The sequence below is a fragment of the Galbibacter sp. L-19 genome, assembly GCF_056857615.1.
The window spans coordinates 19834-38392 of record NZ_JBSXNL010000065.1; the positions used below are offsets into that span (position 1 = coordinate 19834).

General features: G+C 32.2%; 15 protein-coding genes. 4 read left to right on the top strand and 11 right to left on the bottom strand.

The window, feature by feature from the left end; all coding sequences use genetic code 11:
* Position 1: 1 nt before the first annotated feature.
* Positions 2-1387 carry an HmuY family protein gene (locus AC13CQ_RS12655; RefSeq protein WP_474506825.1) on the bottom strand — a complete coding sequence of 462 codons (1386 nt, stop codon included), beginning with the start codon at positions 1385-1387 and terminating at the stop codon, positions 2-4.
* A gap of 6 nt (positions 1388-1393) precedes the next feature.
* Complete coding sequence (locus tag AC13CQ_RS12660) at positions 1394-3514, bottom strand: TonB-dependent receptor plug domain-containing protein (RefSeq protein WP_474506824.1); 2121 nt, start codon at positions 3512-3514, stop codon at positions 1394-1396.
* A gap of 111 nt (positions 3515-3625) precedes the next feature.
* Between AC13CQ_RS12660 and AC13CQ_RS12665 the strand changes: the two genes are divergently transcribed.
* Entirely contained in the window at positions 3626-4525 is a 900-nt protein-coding gene (locus AC13CQ_RS12665; RefSeq protein ID WP_474506823.1) for a DUF6607 family protein, read from the top strand.
* A gap of 103 nt (positions 4526-4628) precedes the next feature.
* Positions 4629-4979 carry a DUF6686 family protein gene (locus AC13CQ_RS12670; RefSeq protein WP_008613525.1) on the top strand — a complete coding sequence of 117 codons (351 nt, stop codon included), beginning with the start codon at positions 4629-4631 and terminating at the stop codon, positions 4977-4979.
* A gap of 323 nt (positions 4980-5302) precedes the next feature.
* Here AC13CQ_RS12670 and argS read toward each other — a convergent pair whose 3' ends face one another.
* A complete protein-coding gene (argS, locus tag AC13CQ_RS12675; protein ID WP_474506822.1) occupies positions 5303-7087 on the bottom strand; it encodes an arginine--tRNA ligase in 1785 nt (594 codons plus the stop codon).
* A gap of 137 nt (positions 7088-7224) precedes the next feature.
* Between argS and AC13CQ_RS12680 the strand changes: the two genes are divergently transcribed.
* Complete coding sequence (locus tag AC13CQ_RS12680) at positions 7225-7650, top strand: hypothetical protein (RefSeq protein ID WP_008613535.1); 426 nt, start codon at positions 7225-7227, stop codon at positions 7648-7650.
* 21 nt (positions 7651-7671) lie between these two features.
* On the top strand, positions 7672-9156 hold the full coding sequence (locus AC13CQ_RS12685) for a BCCT family transporter (protein WP_474506821.1): 1485 nt from the start codon (positions 7672-7674) through the stop codon (positions 9154-9156).
* A gap of 129 nt (positions 9157-9285) precedes the next feature.
* Here the strand turns inward: AC13CQ_RS12685 and AC13CQ_RS12690 are convergent, their stop codons facing one another.
* The 8 genes from AC13CQ_RS12690 to AC13CQ_RS12725 all read right to left on the bottom strand — a co-directional run bounded on the left by AC13CQ_RS12690 (position 9286) and on the right by AC13CQ_RS12725 (position 18519).
* Positions 9286-10755 carry a M14 family metallopeptidase gene (locus tag AC13CQ_RS12690; protein ID WP_474506820.1) on the bottom strand — a complete coding sequence of 490 codons (1470 nt, stop codon included), beginning with the start codon at positions 10753-10755 and terminating at the stop codon, positions 9286-9288.
* Between the two features lie 6 nt (positions 10756-10761).
* Entirely contained in the window at positions 10762-11418 is a 657-nt protein-coding gene (locus AC13CQ_RS12695) for an N-acetylmuramoyl-L-alanine amidase (RefSeq protein ID WP_474506819.1), read from the bottom strand.
* A 190-nt stretch (positions 11419-11608) separates the two neighbouring features.
* Entirely contained in the window at positions 11609-12220 is a 612-nt protein-coding gene (locus tag AC13CQ_RS12700) for a phosphoadenosine phosphosulfate reductase domain-containing protein (protein WP_474506818.1), read from the bottom strand.
* Positions 12221-12330: 110 nt separating this feature from the next.
* Positions 12331-12756, bottom strand: a complete 426-nt coding sequence (locus AC13CQ_RS12705) for an RrF2 family transcriptional regulator (protein WP_474506817.1) — start codon at positions 12754-12756, stop codon at positions 12331-12333.
* 40 nt (positions 12757-12796) lie between these two features.
* Positions 12797-13729 (bottom strand): citrulline utilization hydrolase CtlX, encoded by a 933-nt coding sequence (ctlX, locus tag AC13CQ_RS12710; protein ID WP_335587932.1) that lies wholly within the window; start codon positions 13727-13729, stop codon positions 12797-12799.
* Positions 13730-13808: 79 nt separating this feature from the next.
* Positions 13809-14723, bottom strand: a complete 915-nt coding sequence (locus AC13CQ_RS12715; protein WP_008613559.1) for a dimethylarginine dimethylaminohydrolase family protein — start codon at positions 14721-14723, stop codon at positions 13809-13811.
* Between the two features lie 127 nt (positions 14724-14850).
* On the bottom strand, positions 14851-16134 hold the full coding sequence (locus AC13CQ_RS12720; protein WP_008613560.1) for a citrate synthase: 1284 nt from the start codon (positions 16132-16134) through the stop codon (positions 14851-14853).
* Positions 16135-16902: 768 nt separating this feature from the next.
* Entirely contained in the window at positions 16903-18519 is a 1617-nt protein-coding gene (locus AC13CQ_RS12725) for a glycogen synthase (RefSeq protein ID WP_008613561.1), read from the bottom strand.
* Positions 18520-18559 lie beyond the last annotated feature (40 nt).

An 18559-nucleotide genomic window follows, 5' to 3' on the forward strand; every position in this document is an offset into this window, starting at 1 on the left:
CTTACAACAAATTATATTCAAATTTAGGATATCCACGTTCTCCACTTTCACTTAACAAAGCAGTAAAACGGATTTTATAATAATTTCCATCGGGGTCTTTGAGAACAAAAAACACATCATCTTTAAGTGAAGTGGAGGTTTGAGATAAAACTCTCCAATTACCTCCAATACCTCTTTGATCAACCGAAAGGTTTTCTTCAATAATATTTTCTGCTGTGAAATCTTCGTAGGTAAAATCAGAGGTAGAAACTTGATATACTTCCACTCCTGCTTTAGAGTTTGAAGCCACAAAGTCAGAGTAAACATAAGATCCCGAACCTGGAATAATGTTTGTAAATACTGTATAATTTAAATCCCACTTATCTTTCATTGGCTCTACAGAAGTTTCCCCTTCAGAAATAAAACTAAAAAACGTAAAATTGTATTCCTCAGCTTTATTTATCACCACTTCTTTATGAGTAGTAGCATCCAAATCTGCATACTGCAAGACATAATCATTTCCCTCACGTAGCACTCTAATTTTTTTCCAACCACGTGCACCTCCTGGAACATGTATACTTCCACCAATATTAATACCAAGATTTACCAGATACACCTTGTTATCAGAATCGTTTTCAGACACCTCCGCAATAACCGTCTCTTGAATATTTCCCGAAGGAGCATCTATGTATTTAGTATTTTCAGGATTAAATGTTCCAACAGCCACTTGAGTTTTCAAATCAGCTACATCAGCCTCTTTAACCACATCAATATCAGTAGCTTCCAATGGTGTTGCAGCCATTAAAAGTGACCCATTTAAAACTACTCTAAAATTTTCCCCACTATAAAAACCTAACTCCCAAGTATCTCTCTTAGCAGTTGTTTGTGTTTGTGAGCTTAAATCTATATAGACTTGATTTGGTTGATCTGCTCCACCAGTCTCTGGGGCAATTACCCCACCAAGAGCAGCGCTTTCTGTAAAACTAACCGCTAACGAAGTATTTCCTTGTATGCTACTTTCTGGATTTGAAATAGAAGCTAACTTAAAAGTAACCGACATTTCGGTTCCTTCAATTGGGTTTTGTAATTTATTAAGGGTAAAAGTCGCCGAATTACTCCCAGCGGTTACAGGAACTGTAATAGTACCCTCTTCCGATGCTGGATTGGTTGTAAAATGTGTGCCATATTCTGCATTTACCGTTGTGTAGGTAATTGTAGCCGTACCGTTTTCTGCTGCGTTTCTAGAAAACACTAACTTAACTTCCTTTGTTTCTTCTTCCGTAGTTAAACTTACCGAAGGATTTTCGAAAGCTACTACAAATTCTTGCGTAGTTTTAGTATCGTCATCACTACAGGATGCGAGTATAAATAAAACAAAGAGGTTTAAGATTAAAAACTTGTTTTTCATGATTGTCTAGTTAAAATTTAAATTATATAATAGTTTTATAAAGTAGGATCTTCCGTACCCCAAGAGCACATTAGAGGGAGGTCCCGAATGCACCCCGCCACTCACAGATGTGTTGTTTACCCTAGTAACATCTAATAAATTTCTTGCACCAAGAGTTAGCTGAAGTTTGTTGTTGTAAAATGCCTTTCTTATCGACGCATCCCACCAACTATACGCATCTTGTTTTCCTCTAATTAATATCGTTTCTCCATTTTCATCTTGATCTTGCAAAAACTGATATTCGGGTCCGTTGTGTTTAAAATATGTTGAAAAAGTGGTATTCCATTGAGGAACACTATAAGACAAACTTGCATTTAGCTGTAATGCCTTTAAATAATCGTCATCATAATTTCTCCCTTCTAAAACTTTAGAAACTCCCGAGTAGGAAATTCCTAAATTTCCACTAATATTTTGATACATAAATCCATTAGAAAACGATACATTCCATGTTTTATATTTGTCAATATTAGTATACTGATATGCTAAAGGAGAACTATTTACAATGATGAGTTCAATACGGTCGTCTACATCTATATATCCAACAGATAATTTGCTCCTTAAGCTGAAATTATTCTGAAACTCGAAGATTTTTTTAGCATGAATAAAAGCAGAAATCCCCTCTTCTGGTTTTAAGTCTTCATTACCTCGTACATCATGATTGGCATCTACGAAATAAGAATACAGCTCTGTAAAATTTGGCATTCTTGGCGCTGTACCTACAACCGCTCTAACCTCCATCTTATTTTTAAAAAGGTATTTAGAAGACAATTCTAAAGCGGTTTGCGTATCAAATTTGTTTGAAAAGAAAACCCGAGCTCCTGGTCGGAATGAAAGCCTACTATTTGGTACGTATTCTGCAGATGCAAACACATCATAAGAGCCTATTTTTCTACGGATATTCTCTCCATCATAATCTCCAGAGATAGAAGAGGCATACCCTTCATTTTGACTAATCTCATAACCAACTTGAAAATCAAAGGCATTTTCATTTAAAAAATTACTAAACGTCCCTTTGGAATAGTATATGCTCCGCGATTCGTATTCAAATTCTGCTACATCAAACTTTTCTTCTTCTAAAATTCTATAGTTATACGTTTCTGCATTTTTCTTTTGCTGCTGAAAAGAAAGCGAAACATTGTATAAAATTCCGCTATTAAAACTTCCGTTTGCATTTAAATGATGCATAAATCTTTGGGAAGTAAATATTTCGTCCGAAGAAATAGGGTTTCGTGTTTGTGTGGAAGGGTTGTAATTTTCTCTTACTACGGAATCGTAACGAGAAACTTTTTCATTAAAATATTCAAACTTGTAAAACATTTTCATGTTTTCAGCTTGATAGCTCAACATCCCTTTTGTGTTGTATTGCAATTTAGGAAGCCACTCATAGCCACGCTTTCCATCGTTATATTGATAACTTTCTCCCTGCTTATCTCCCCATAATCCTGCAAAATCGTTTCGTGTGGCAGTAATATTAGCATATAACTTTTCAGATATATTATTAGAAACACTTAACGATTGAATATGCCTTCCTTTATCAAACCACCCATACTCATCTCCAATGGTTTCTTCTTGTAAATAGGGTCTTATTTGCCATTTGTAATTAGCCGATTTTTTGGTAATAATGTTAATAACACCCGCAACGGCATCTGCTCCATACTGAACTCCCATGGCGCCCTCAACAATTTCAATCTGTTCAATATCATCTAAATTAATTTGGGTTAAATCAGTATTATTTCCAAAACCTTCATCGTTTACTAGCGGAATATTATCTACCAAAATTTTGACATATTGACCGTCTAAACCAAACATTTTTATACTTGATTTTCCAGTGGAAGCATTTGGAAGAATTGAAATATTTAAAGTCTGATTTAAAACATCTGCCAAATTGTTTCCTGCTTGACGATTTATGTCTGCTTGACTGATTACAGTAACCTCATAAACCGATTTTTTTACCGACTGCGGATTGTACTGTCCAGTAACTACTACTTCCTCCAAATCGTTTACTACTAAAGAATCCATTATTTGAACCTTTTGAGCAAAACCAAAGCTTACAGTTAAAAATAATATTAGGTATGTTAGTTGTTTCATTATTTAGATTGATTCTGAATAATTTTTGACAAATATATAGTTATTTTTATTCAATCTAAATAAATTTTATATTTTTGTTCCATCAGAAATGAAAAACTAATTATATCAACAATGAAAAAATTATCAATTTTTATAGGCTTAACAATGGCGAGCCTTGCTGTAACAGCTCAAAAGCACGATAAAAGTGCGGATCAAAAAAACATTAAAGACATGTGTGGCTGTTATGAAGTACGTTTCAATTTTGCCGAAACATTTAACAACGCAAAAGATTCTACCTACCAAGCTTCCAAAGTAAAACAAGTAGGCGCTTTAGAATGGGTACAATTGGTAGAAGACAAACCCAATAAAATTGTAATGCAGCATTTATTAATTGCCAACGACACCATGATTATTAAACATTGGAGGCAAGATTGGTTGTATGAAAACACCAATTTATATCAGTTTTATAAAGACAAAACATGGAAGTTTGAAAAATTGGCAAAAGAAGATGTAAAAGGGCAATGGACACAAAAAGTGTATCAAGTAGATGATAGTCCGCGTTATGAAGGCACCGCAAGTTGGGTACATGTTGACGGGAAAAATTATTGGGTAAACACCACCGATGCTCCTTTACCAAGAAGAGAACACACCGTTCGAGACGATTATAATGTTATGAAGCGTAGAAACATACATGCCATTACAGATTACGGTTGGTTGCATGAACAGGATAATGATAAAATTATTAGAGACGATAAAGGAAATGATTTTGTATTAGCTCAAGAAAAAGGCTACGACACCTATACAAAAGTAGCTGATGAAAAATGTAAAGCAGCACAAGATTGGTGGAAAGAAAATGAAGCTTTCTGGAAAATTGTAAGAAATAAATGGCAAGACTTATTTGAGCAAAACAAAGATATTGAGTTACAAAAAAGCGTTGACAACAAACCTTTATTTGCGCATTTATTTGCAATGCCTGCAAACAGTAGTAAAAAAGAAATTGAAGCAGTAATTGACAGCTTTATTGTGAAATAAATTACCGCAATATTTAATCTATTTCGACCTAGAGCCCTTCGGTAAACTTAGGACAGGCTCTGGGGGAATAAAACCCTCCATGAGGGATTTAAAAACAGTGATTATGTGTAAAAATCTTAAAGTATTAAACAGGTCTAAAAATGGTATTTTGATTTATTGTAAACACAACAATATGTATCAATTACTTTACAACAACCTCAACTTTAATTTTACTGAAGTTGAATTTGAGAGTTTCCATAATTACTTACACAATATTGAAGTAGATTATTGGGAGGAAGAATACAAATATTCTATTTATGATAAAAGGATTCCAATTCCAACCATCCAATCTAACTTACTTATTTTACTAAATAAACAAGAAGTTGAAGAACTTGCTGCGCTAATAAAGCTACGTCCAAAAAAATACGATTTGCTAAGCTTATGCGATATTGAATACAAACTATACCCGAATTAGCCATTTAATTGTTTGAGTTTGTTAGTTTCGAGGCTGAATTTTCAGCAAAAAACCCCGAAATTTTTTTTCGGGGTTTTTAAATTTTATTGTTGTTGTCCGATAAAAGTTGACGGAATTTATTGAACTCCACTTACATCAAGGTTCAAATGGGGTTTTCAAAATAGACCCCTTGCTATTAATAAGAATGAATAAAAAGAGGATTTTTGAAATGCCATCTCTTTAAACTACTTATTTTGTGGTATTTATTAGTCTTTTTCTTATAGCGAAGCGGTCTTGTATTTTTACTCGAACATTAATGAAATTTTATACAAATTCTATGTTTTTTACATTCGTTCTGGAACTGAAATTCCTAGTAATTTTAAAGCGTTTGCAATTATTTCTGCTACTTTACTAGAAAGCTGTACTCTAAATATTTTTTCTGAAGTTACTTCTGCTCCTAATATAGACACATTCTGATAAAAAGAATTGAACTCTTTTACCAAATCATAGGTGTAATTTGCTATGATAGCTGGGCTAAAATTAGCGGAAGCATTCTGAATAATTTCTGGAAATAATTGAACTTGTTTAATAAGAGATTTTTCTTTCTCATGAAGTTTGTAATCCATCACTACAGCTTCCCCTGAAAAATCAAAATCCGCCTTTCTTAAAATAGATTGAATTCTAGCATAAGTATACTGAATAAAAGGCCCCGTATTTCCTTGAAAATCTATTGATTCTTTAGGATCAAAAAGGATACGTTTTTTAGGATCTACTTTTAGAATGTAATATTTTAAGGCTCCAAGCCCAATAGTTTTATAAAGTTCTTGCTTTTCTTCTTCCGTAAAGCCTTCTAATTTTCCTAATTCTGAAGAAATCTCTCCTGCAGTGCTTGCCATTTCGGTAATTAAATCATCTGCATCTACAACCGTACCTTCTCTACTTTTCATTTTACCGCTAGGCAAATCTACCATTCCATAACTTAGATGATACAAATGCTGTGCCCATTCAAATCCGAGTTTTTTCAGAATTAAAAACAATACTTGAAAATGATAATCCTGTTCGTTCCCTACTGTATAAACCAAACCTCCAACATCTGGATAATCTTTAATACGTTGGATTGCAGTTCCAATATCTTGCGTCATGTACACAGCAGTTCCATCGGCTCTTAAAACAATTTTTTCGTCCAAGCCATCTTCTGTTAAATCAATCCAAACAGATCCATCTTCTTTTTTAAAGAAAACACCTCTTTCCAAACCATCGGCAACCACATCCTTTCCTAATAAATAGGTATTACTCTCGTAATATAATTGGTCAAAATCGACTCCTAAATTTTTATAGGTAATAGCAAATCCGTCGTAAACCCAACCATTCATGGTTTCCCAAAGCTTTACAACTTCTTCATCTCCAGCTTCCCATTTTCTAAGCATATTTTGAGCTTCCAGTAAAATTGGCGCTTCTTTTTCTGCTACTTTTTTATCTACTCCATTAGCTATTAATTCTTCAATTTCAGCCTTATAAGCTTTATCAAAAGCTACATAATAATTCCCAACGAGCTTATCTCCTTTTAATCCAGTGGATGCTGGAGTCTCTCCATTTCCAAATTTTTGCCAGGCCAACATTGACTTACAAATATGGATTCCACGGTCGTTTATAATTTGAGTCTTATATACTTTTTTTCCAGATGCTTTAATAATTTCAGCAACAGAATACCCTAATAAATTATTTCTAATATGTCCTAAGTGCAAAGGTTTATTAGTGTTTGGAGAAGAATATTCTACCATAATAGCTTTATCTCCTTCTTTAGGAGTTTCAAAACCATACACCTCATCATTTTTTATATCACTAAAAAATTGAAGAAAATATGAATCTGAAATTACAAGGTTTAAAAAACCTTTTACCACATTAAATTTTTCAATCTCAGTAACATTAGCCTCCAAATAAGTTCCTATTTGTTCTCCTATAAGTTGCGGATTTCCTTTTATAGTACGCAACATAGGAAAAATAACTACCGTAATATCCCCTTCAAACTCCTTACGAGTAGCCTGTAATTCAACGGTTTCTAATTCTTTATCAAAAATAGAATGTATTGCTTCTTTAACTTTGGTAATTATAATATCCTGAATGTTCATTTTTATGAAAAATTTGGGTGCAAAGATACGGATTTTGAAAAAGTTATTACCCTTGAAGCAAGGATAAAAACAAATCTTTACATCGAAAAAATGATTTTTATTTCTGCTGAACGCCGATAAAAATCTATCTTTAAAGAATGCTAATCAATTTTTCTAATACAAATTCTTTTCAGAAAGAAATACTTCTAAATGAAGTAGGTAATGTTCTTCCTCTAAAAGAAAGAGTTGAAATAGGCAAAAGTCATTCCCCTAACTTATTTATTACAACTACCAGTATTCAGATTAAAAACTTATTAATTCTCAATAACAATATAGATACTTGCAACATCGAAATTAGAACAAAAGGGATTGTTATTAAATTTATAGCGCTAACAGATACTTATGGATTGTTGATTCCATTTTACAAACTTTCTTTATATAAAAGTGCTCCTCAAGAATATACCTTCCATAAAGACCACCATTTTATAAGAATTGTTGCTAAAACAAAAGAGATTCATAACTTTATAAAGAATATCTCTTCCTACAAAATCAAACATTTATCTAATCTAAGCGGCAATATTTAATATCTTAATCAAAATAATTTTTTGGAAATTTTTAAAAATAGATTATTAGTAATATCGGTAAGCATTTTAGTCTTTCTGGCTATTCTTATCTTTATTTTCCCTTCTCTTAGCTATACTTCTATTGAAAATATATCCATTTGGATACGCAACTGGTTTGGGAATTTCTATCTGTATTTAGGTCTTTTTTGTGTGCTATTTTTACTTGGAATTGCAATCTCTCCATTAGGAAAATTACGTTTAGGTAATACTAACGACAGACCAGAATATTCTCGCTGGGCATGGATCTCAATGCTTTATAGTGCTGGAATGGGAGCTGGAATTTTACTTCGTGCAGTACAGGAGCCTGTCTATATGTACTTAAACCCGCCCATACAAACCGACGCTAGCAAACAAACAATTGCACTTGAATACACCTTTTACCAATGGGGCTTTACTGCATGGGCTTTTTATGGACTTTTTGCATTGGTTATTGGGCATTATTTATTTACAAAAAACAAACAGGCATTAATTAGTAGTACTGTAGCTCCTAATTTTAAAAATTCAGGAGTTTTAAATGGAATAGACATTTTAGTTATGCTCGCTACCGTTTTTGGACTTGTAGGTGCCGTTGGCCTAGGGACTACACAAATTAATGGCGGACTTCAACATTTACTAAAGATAAATTTAGACGTTACCTCAGCTATTATATTGACAATAATTATCTGCGGATTTGCCTTTTTATCTGCATGGAAAGGAATAAATAAAGGCATAAAAAACATCTCTAAAGTAAACATCTTTATTACGCTCTTACTGCTAGTTTTTGTTTTATCGCAAAGCGATATTCTATTAATTCTAAAACAGTTTATAAATGCTCTATTTCAGTATCTAAAAGATTTTATTCCACTTAGTTTGGCACTAGGAAAATATAATCCTGGAAAGCAATTTCTTACAGATTGGACCTACTATTATTGGGCTTTTTGGTTAGCTTGGGCACCTTTTACTGGGGTTTTTATAGCACGGATTTCTAAAGGAAGAACATTAAGAGAAATGCTCCTTGGCGTAATGATTATTCCTTCTTTAGGTTCTTTCTTATGGTTTACAGCTTTTGGCGAAAATGCCTTCCTTCTAATTGAGGGTTGGAACAATTATAATAATGAATTTGGGGATGTATTTACTTCTATTTTTATCTTTTTCAAACAATATCCCCTTCAATTTATAATAAACTCCACCATTGTAATACTCCTCATTGGCTTTTTATTAACCTCTGTAGATTCTGCTATTTTTGTATTAAGTATGTTTAGTGATAAAGGCAATCCAAAACCTAAAAAATCGCACCGCATAGTTTGGTCTTTCGTAATTGCTATTTTTAGTATTGCAATGCTAATTCTAGGAAATGCCAAAAAAGAAATTGATGTCCTTATTGCGCTTCAGAAACTATTAATTATTACCTCCCTACCTTTTGCCCTTTTTATTCCTATAATGAGTTTTTCCTTTCTTAAAGAATTAATTCAGAAGAAACCCTCATAGAAGGATTAATTATAGCCAAGAAAATCCACTCTACAAAAGGAATAAATAAGTTTCATATTTTCATTCAACTTCATTAAATACCTCACTATAAACCATATAACTCAGGTTTATTCATAATAGAATAATAGCTTATTTATAAATTAGTGCATTACTAAAATCTTGTTCTGGTTTTTTTAAATCCACTAAATTTCCATTAATAATTAAATATTCTAAGGAATCATTCTTCTTCAAGAAAAAAGTTGGATTAGCGCCCACATATAAATTCACAGCTGTATTTTTTTTATCTGAAATAACGTGTAAAGGAATATTTATAGCATCTTTATCTTCAGGAAGGTGTTCCACTTTTACGTAAGCAAACCCTTCTTTTAAAAATGAAGAAACCCCTTTTTCTACAACAGCATTTATAGTTGAGAATGTCTCCGGATATACCTTTGGAGCAACTACTGCGTAAGCAGATGCTTCAAACTCTTTATACCCATAATACGTAGATAAATCTCCCATATCCGATACTCCTGCTTTGTAATAATAACCAGATTCGGTATGAGCAGACACCTCCCTACTATCTATTCCTAAATCTACGGTATACGTATTTCCTAATAATTCGTACTGAACCCCTATTAGTTTTAAGTCGAATAATTTCCTGTCGTTTTCAGGGATTTTAAAATATTCTTCTTTAGATGATTTCTCATACTCTTTGGTTGCAATTGCTCTAATTGCAGATAAAATAGTTACGAAATTCAACTTTCTGATAAATTGCTTTTCAGGGTCGTTTGGATATCCACCAGACTCTATTAAAACAACACTTGTTCCCCATTTCTGAATATTATCTCCAAATGCACGCGGCTCAAAATCATCATTATACCTCCCTACTTGTCCTGGTGCATATTTTTGAAGAATTCCATTCATATACCCAATAAGTTTCATGGCATTTTCCCTAACATTATTCACCTCCTTTTCATAATTATATGCAGGCGCTAAATAAGAAATAGTTGCTGGCTTTGGAGTTCTATTAGCATTGTAATACGTACTTTGATCGTGTAAATTAAAACCAAAATCGGCTTCCAAACTATCTCGAACCCGCTTTAATGTTTTACTTTCTGGAGATTGTAATCTAACAGCATCTCTATTTATATCTACTCCTAAAGCATTTCTTCTGGTAAACAATTCGGCTCCATCTGGGTTTAACATGGGCAAGAAATGAATCCTTAAATTGGACAGCATCTCTTCTTTTTCCTTCTGAAAATCTGTTGATTTAAAAAAGTTCATAATATCAAAAATCGCCATGGTAGCAGTAGATTCATCGCCATGCATTTGCGACCAAAGAAAAACATCCACCTCTCCTTCTCCAAAGCTTATTAAATTTAAACTCTTCCCTTTTATGGAAGTTCCTACTTTATTCACTTCAAAAAAAGAATCAGGTTTTAATTCTTCAATTAAAGGCATTATTTTACTGTGCGTAAACCTTCTAATTGTAATACTTTCCTCTTTATAGCTATCGTATTTTTCAAATAGTTCATTGTAAAAGCCTTGTGCTGAAATCGATAAAAAGCTTCCTATAAAAAATATCGAGAGTATAATTTTTCTTATATTCTTATTCATTGGTACTTATCCTTTAGGTAATGGTTTTATATCTAATTTTTTAATTCTCTTTCTTATTTCTTCCATAAACTCTTTATTCGGGTCTGTTTTCACAGTTCTATAACTATCGTCTTTTTCAAGCCATAAGTCGGTTTTCTCAAATAATTGATATTCATAATGACCAATAACATAATCAATTGGATACTTCTTTTTCAAATATTTTATCAACTTTACATTGGCTCTCAACTGTGCATCTGTTAAGGGTAAATCTGAACCTCCTACATTTTCTATCCCAATAGCACAATGATTTAAACCTATTACATGGCGAGCCATAGTAGTTTCTGGCATTAAATTATAAATAATTCCATCTTGATCCACTACAAACTGAGAGGAAACATTCAAGCTTCCTGCGCCTGCAATAGCATTTCTATGCTCTGGCAAATTAGCTTCATAAAAAGCATCAACCGTTTTTTGAAACGTGGGAATTTCTGTCCAATGAACCACTATCATTTTAGGAATAATAGTTGGCTCTTCTTGCCTTATTCCATAATGTTCTTCCATATAACTCAAGGTTAAATTACTCCTTTCCTCGTCAAAAACAATAGGCTCTTGAATTATTTTTGGACCACAAGAAAAACATCCAACTATTATGATAACGTATAAATATGCTACTTTCTTTTTCATCACTTTTATTTTCCTTAAAAATAAGAATATCTTATCAATTATAATTCCTAATGTAGAATTTAATTTACATAAAATCCGACTTTACTTAAACACTTAGCTTATAAACAAATTAAATTCTCTATTAGGGATTAAACCAAAAAAGGGGATTGCTGCTAGCAATCCCCTTCCAGAATATCTTAAACTATTTTTTTTAGCTTACATGTAAGCCACACTCCCTATTCTCTAAAACCTTGGTAGGGTCAAAATAATTAAATTCGTTTTCTAGATTATGAGCCTCCAAATAAACATCTAACTCTTCATCTGAATAATAATAAAATGGACTCACTTTTAAAACACCATCATTTCCTTTGGTTACAATATCCAAACTATCTCTAAATGCAGTTTGTCCTTTTCTAAGGTTTGTAAACCATATATCCGGTTTATTTTCTGCCATTGCTCTCTTAAATGGCTCTAACTTAACCTGTTCTGTAAACACTTTATGCAAAGGGTCTTCAATACTAGGAATTCCCATTACCATATTTCTGTGTGCTACCGTTTGTTTAGGAACATATAATTTAATATTTAATGCCAAAGATTTTATTAAACGCTCTGCATGTAAATAAGTTTTATTGGTATTGTAACCTGTATCACACCAAATTACAGGAAGCTCTTTTTTTTCTGAAGTGGTAGCGTGTAAAATAGCTGCTTCATACGGACGGAAATTTGTGGTTACAACAGGATTTTGACCTTGAGTCAATGCCCATTTTACAATTTCCGAAGGAGATTTATCTTTTAATTTTTTATTTATTTCTACTAAATCCATAACTCTTTATTTCTATACTAAAAAGCAAAGATATCAATAGTCTAGTTAATTACTAGGTTTTTAACAAAAAAATCACAGAATAATTTTTCAACTAACTAAAAATAAGCATCTTAAGTGGTTAAAGTAGATCTAGTTAAATCTGCCAAAGTTTTATTTTCTAATACTTTTAAGGTACTATCTCTAACCTCTATCATTAACCTACTTAGCGAGCAAGCTTCTTCATTTTTACAATCATCACATTTTTCGTAAAAATTAAGACTTACACAAGGAAGCATTGCTATAGGGCCTTCTAGTACTCTAATTAGAGAAGCTACAGTTATTTTTTCGGGATCCCGAATGAGGTAATAGCCACCTCCCTTTCCTTTTTTCGACCCTAAAAAACCGCTATTTTTTAGTTGAAGTAAAATAATTTCCAGAAATTTTTTGGAGATATTTTCTTGCTCTGCAATTTCTGAAATGAGCACAGGACTCTTACTTTCTTTTTTGGCCATGTAAGTAAGTGCCTTTAAACCATATTTTGTTTTCTTTGAAAGCATAAGTTATTTTAAAATCTATATCGCTAGGTCTTTAAATATACTATTTTTTTGGGAGAAATATTTCTGCCATCATACAACGGGCACTTCCTCCTCCGCATGTTTCTATAGTTTCTAAATTGCTCGATAAAATTGTAGCGTATTTTTCTATAGATTTTATCTGATTAGAATGCAAACTTTCATGAGCAGAATTACTCATTATTAAATATTTTTCTCCTGTTTCTGATTGAGCTTGTAGCATGTTTCCTGCAAAATTGCTCATTTGAGTTTCAGAAATTACAATAATTTCTTTTCCATCTTTTTTAAGATGATCTACTAAGTTTTTGCGCTCCTTCTTATCGTCAATAGTATCTAAACAAACAACCGCAAAATTATCTCCAACACACATCATTACATTGGTATGATAAATAGGTTTTCTTACTCCATCAACATCTTGATTGGCAGTAAAAATAACAGGGAAATATTCAAAGTCTTCACAAAATTCTATAAATAAATCCTCATCTGCTCTTGGAGAAAGTGCGCAATATGCTTTTCTATGTACACGGTCTAAAATTATACTTCCAGTTCCTTCCAAAAAAATCCCTTCTTCTTCAGCAGAGGTATAATCCATTACATTTTCAACACAAAAATTGTTTGCCTCCAATACATCCAATATATCTTCTCTCCGCTCATTTCTTCTGTTTTCTGCAAACATTGGGTAAAGCGTTACAGTTCCATCCTCATGTGTAGAAATCCAATTATTAGGAAAAATAGAATCTGGAGTATCTGGTTTTAGGGTGTCTTGAACCGTAATAACTTGAATCCCGGCAGCCCTAATTTTTTCCACAAAAGTATCAAACTCTTTTTGAGCTTTGGCATTTATTGCCTCGTTCATCATATCGATATCTTCCTGAAAATAATTATTAACGGCTGTTTGCTCGTTCATTCTAAAACTAATTGGACGAACCATTAAAATTGTATTCGTAACCTGACTCATATCCTTCTAAATTTTAATCGCGCAAAGCTACAAAGAAAGTTAGACAGTATGCATAAAACAACTTGCTTTGATTAAGATTTTATGCACGAATTAATGGCATAGTTGAACAACGTAAAAGTCCTTCCTGTTTAGATATTTCACTATAAGGAATCTCTTCAACTGTAAATTTATTTTCGCGAAGCCAATTATTAAGTCGCTTAAAGTTTTTTTCTGAAACTACTACTTCTGGAGAGATTGAAAACACATTGCTAAACATATAATACATCTCATCTTTTGTAATATGAAATAAGTTTTCCTCCCCAAATAAATCCACTAAATAATTATAGTCTGCTTCCTTTCTAAAACCTTCCTTATGAATAATTCCTTTGCTCGTTCCTACTGGCTGAAAACAACAATCCAAATGCAAAGCATTGTCTCTAGCAATGGTATTTGATTTACTTAAATCAAATTCTTTCACAATTTTATTAGGAAACATTTCTTTAATAAAATTAACCCCATGCATATTTGTTCTAGCTGTAATAAGATCTGGATAATCGGCTCCTTTGTAGGTTCCTATAAAAATATGGTCATTCCAAAGCATAACATCGCCACCTTCTATATGCACTTCTTTTGGAGGTGTTATCACTTTTGAAGGCTCTATTTGATTTATTACATACTGAATAGCTTCCAGTTCTTTTTCTCGATCTGGCAATATATTCGATTTTATAAAGAAATCGTCAATAACAAAAGCGATATCTCTTGAGAAGATTTGATTGCAATTTTCTATTAATTCTGGTCTGTATACTTTTACATCATACTTTTCAAAAACAGTATTAAAAGCTTCCATTTCTGGAATCATATCTGCTTCTACAGGATAGGTTCCTGCTTTTATAAATTCCAACGACTTTGGGTCGTATGCATCTTCTATAGTTGGTGTAGGCCCATTACTTTTTGCAGTTCCTAAAACTACTGCTTCAAGTTTAGAAGTCTCATTTTCTACATGAAGTTTTAACATAAATATCTTTTTAAACTAGCATTTCTAGATGAAGATCAAAAATATCATTAATAATCGACATACAATCAATTAAAAAGGGCATGTTATAGATTAACATACCCTTTAAAAATTTTATATGGTTTTTTATTTACCTTTTTTCTACTTCTACAAAAGGTCTTAAATTCTCACCAACATATACTTGACGTGGTCTACCAATTGGTTCTTTTTTCAATCTCATCTCTCTCCATTGAGCAATCCAACCTGGTAATCTCCCTAAAGCAAACATTACAGTAAACATTTCTGTAGGAATTCCTAAAGCTCTGTATATAATTCCTGAGTAAAAATCTACGTTAGGATATAATTTTCTTTTTACGAAATAATCGTCTTCTAATGCTTGTTTTTCTAATCCTTTGGCAATTGATAAAACTGGATCTTCAACGCCTAAATCTCCTAAAACTTCATCTGCAGATTTCTTGATAATTTTAGCACGTGGATCAAAGTTTTTATATACTCTATGCCCAAATCCCATTAAACGGAAAGGATCTTCTTTATCCTTAGCTTTTTCCATGTATTTTGCTGTATCACCTCCGTCTTCTTTAATTCCTTCCAACATTTCAATAACCGCTTGGTTTGCTCCACCATGAAGAGGCCCCCATAATGCAGAAACACCTGCAGAAAGAGATGCGAATAATCCTGCATGAGATGAACCTACAATTCTTACTGTAGATGTAGAACAATTTTGCTCATGATCTGCATGAAGAATTAATAATTTATCTAATGCTTCAACCACAACAGGATTTAATTTATACTCTTCGTTTGGTTTTTTAAACATCATATAAAGCATGTTCTCCACATAACCAAGAGAAGCATTCCCGTAATCATAAGGCTTAGCATTTCTTCTACGTAATGTCCATGCTGCTAAAACAGGAAATTTACCCATAATTTTAACGATGGCCTGATACATATCTTCTTCAGAATTTATATCAACACAAGAAGGGTTAAATGCAGTCAATGCACTAGTTAAGGAAGATAACACCCCCATTGGATGTGCAGTTCTTGGAAAACTATCTACAATTTTCTTAACGTCTTCATCTACCTCAGAATTTGCTTTGATATCATTATGGAATTTCTCTAACTGTGTTTTATTAGGAAGCTCTCCAAAAATTAATAAATAAGCAACTTCAAGGAAGTCAGCTTTCTCGGCTAGGTCTTCAATAGCATAACCCCGATACCTTAAAATACCTTTTTCTCCATCTAAATAAGTTATTGCACTTTCACAAGAACCTGTGTTTTTGTATCCTGGATCTAAAGTAATAATACCTGCTGAAGCTCTTAGCGTTTTAATATCTATTGCTAATTCATTTTCTGTACCTTCAACAACTGGAAATTCTATTTTTTTACCTTTATACTCAATAGTAGCCGTATCTGACATAATATATTTTAGTTTATTTAAATTTTTACAAGTGTTGCGAAAATACGAAATAATGTGTTAAATTACGGTTAATCAGCAGTCTTTTTACTAGTTTCAAAGGTTAAAATGATGCCAAAATTTATTTCTGAAAAATGTAGATTTTGTTTCTTTCAATCAAAATGCTTGAAAATGAATATTTCGCATTTTTTTATGTTGAAAATTTCTAATTTGAAAAAATAATTATACAATCTTAAAAAACAACTCAATTCTTTATTAAATTGTTATTTTTTAATACTTGATTATTAATGTCCGTGTAAAAATACAAGACCGCTTCGCTATAAGAAAAAAGAACAAAGACTAAATCTTAGCTATCATAAAATATGTAGTTTAAAAAAATTATTAATATCCATGTAAAAATACAAGACCGCTTCGCTATAAGAACAAAGACTAAATCTTAACTATCACAAAAAAATATGTAGTTTAAAAAAATTATTAATGTCTGTGTAAAAACACAAGACCGCTTCGCTATAAGAAAAAAGAACAAAGACTAAATCTTAGCTATCATAAAATATGTAATTTAAAAAAATTATTAATATCCATGTAAAAATACAAGACCGCTTCGCTATAAGAACAAAGACTAAATCTTAACTATCATAAAATATGTAGTTTAAAAAAAATAATACTTGATATTGAGAACCTCCAATACCAAGTATAAAAAATTATTAATTCAGCACCGTATAAAAAACTACTTTCTATAATTGTTTTAATTGCTGAAGAAAAGGGAATTCTTTATTTGTCATAAATTATAACTCCCGATTTGTTTCTACTATTTTTTATTCTTGGGGTAAGCTTATTTTTTGTCGAAGTTTCTAAAAGATACAATTGTTCATAATATTCTTTTACAGATTTCTCCCAACTAAATCTTTTACTCTTTGCTACTTTACTTATATGCTTCCAGATTTCTTGATCTTCAAAAAACAAATCCAAGGTACTTTCAAATACTCTTAAAAAATTCTCGTTTTTCTCTTCTAAAGTCTCTCCAGAAAAACTAAAACCAGATTTAAGATGCTCTACAGTATCTATTAAACCTCCCGTTGCATGAACAAGGCAGGGTTGCCCGTTGCGCATAGCCAACATCTGACTAATTCCGCAGGGCTCAAACAAACTTGGCATTAAATACAAATCGGACTCATAGTACAACGAATCGATAACCTCTTCCGATTGTCCATTTATGAAAATAAAATTTTCTTTTTCGTAGCTTACTTGTCGTAGTAATCTTTCGTACTCTGGAGCTCCTGTTCCTAAAACAATATAAACTCCATTTCTTTTTGCTAACAAATCTATAATATCCCTAAGAAGTTGGGGATTATTCTTAAAGAAAAAGAATTTTTGTTCCGTTAGACGGGCTACACTTGCGCAAACAAAGCTAGGTTTACTACTTGTTAAAGCATAAATTTTATTACCTGTATGTGCTAAAAAATCTGCTTTATATTTTTTATTTGGTTCTTGTATCCATTTAAAAATAGCTTTTAAACTATGTTTACATAATTCATTTTTCTTAACTCGGTTAATGTTTTTATAGTTACAACCATTTAAAATCCCAAATAAACGTCCCTCTTCATTCGCCTTTTTCAAATCATCTTCTAAGCCTTCTCCTCCAATAAATGTAGGCGGATTACTAGCTTTCTGTATATCTTCTTTGTAGGAAGGAGAAACCGTATGCACAGCATCTGCAAAACGAATTCCTAATGACATTAAATTTATACAGTCGTGATATCTCGGATCTTTTAGTTTTTCTTCATCTATATCAATTTCAGGATAAAATTCTTTTAAAGAAGAATAATTAGCTTGAAAAGGGCGGATTCCTTGTATAGCCAAATTATGTATAGAATAAACAAACCTGCTAGTTTTTAAAACTGAATAAGAAGGATGGTATTCTTTTAAAAATAATAATAAACTTGTATGCCAATCATGTAGATGTATAATTTGAAGTGCTCCAAATAAATTTTGTTTTACTGCCTCTGCCACAGCTATACAAAAAAGAGAAAACATACAAGCGTCTGTATAAAAAGGCTGTTCTGGATCATTAAAATAAATATGAGCTATATCTCCCGAGGTAATTTCTGGATGATCTATTACATAATGCTTAATATTTTCATTCAATTTCTTTCCAGGAACTTCATATAAATGCGCTTCCTGTGGAATACCTCTATAATTAAAACTTAATTTACTAAGAAATTCTCCATTAGAATGTAACCTTCCATAAGACGGGGTAATAATATGAGACGTATCTCCATTAATTGCTATTTGGCGTGGAACATCCCTAACAACATCTCCCATTCCTCCTGCTTTACAGTTTGGGATTCCGTCATTTTCAGCGCAAACAAAAAGAAAGTTAGTTTTCACAATGGTAGAATTTTTTCGGTTACTAAAAGCTTTTCATAAT

Excerpts from the sequence above, each read along its gene's own strand:
- AC13CQ_RS12655 (WP_474506825.1), bottom strand. The coding sequence starts at position 1,387 with ATGAAAAACAAGTTTTTAATCTTAAACCTCTTTGTTTTATTTATACTC.
- AC13CQ_RS12660 (WP_474506824.1), bottom strand. The coding sequence starts at position 3,514 with ATGAAACAACTAACATACCTAATATTATTTTTAACTGTAAGCTTTGGT.
- AC13CQ_RS12665 (WP_474506823.1), top strand. The coding sequence starts at position 3,626 with ATGAAAAAATTATCAATTTTTATAGGCTTAACAATGGCGAGCCTTGCT.
- AC13CQ_RS12670 (WP_008613525.1), top strand. The coding sequence starts at position 4,629 with ATGTGTAAAAATCTTAAAGTATTAAACAGGTCTAAAAATGGTATTTTG.
- argS (WP_474506822.1), bottom strand. The coding sequence starts at position 7,087 with ATGAACATTCAGGATATTATAATTACCAAAGTTAAAGAAGCAATACAT.
- AC13CQ_RS12680 (WP_008613535.1), top strand. The coding sequence starts at position 7,225 with ATGCTAATCAATTTTTCTAATACAAATTCTTTTCAGAAAGAAATACTT.
- AC13CQ_RS12690 (WP_474506820.1), bottom strand. The coding sequence starts at position 10,755 with ATGAATAAGAATATAAGAAAAATTATACTCTCGATATTTTTTATAGGA.
- AC13CQ_RS12695 (WP_474506819.1), bottom strand. The coding sequence starts at position 11,418 with ATGAAAAAGAAAGTAGCATATTTATACGTTATCATAATAGTTGGATGT.
- AC13CQ_RS12700 (WP_474506818.1), bottom strand. The coding sequence starts at position 12,220 with ATGGATTTAGTAGAAATAAATAAAAAATTAAAAGATAAATCTCCTTCG.
- AC13CQ_RS12705 (WP_474506817.1), bottom strand. The coding sequence starts at position 12,756 with ATGCTTTCAAAGAAAACAAAATATGGTTTAAAGGCACTTACTTACATG.
- ctlX (WP_335587932.1), bottom strand. The coding sequence starts at position 13,729 with ATGAGTCAGGTTACGAATACAATTTTAATGGTTCGTCCAATTAGTTTT.
- AC13CQ_RS12715 (WP_008613559.1), bottom strand. The coding sequence starts at position 14,723 with ATGTTAAAACTTCATGTAGAAAATGAGACTTCTAAACTTGAAGCAGTA.
- AC13CQ_RS12720 (WP_008613560.1), bottom strand. The coding sequence starts at position 16,134 with ATGTCAGATACGGCTACTATTGAGTATAAAGGTAAAAAAATAGAATTT.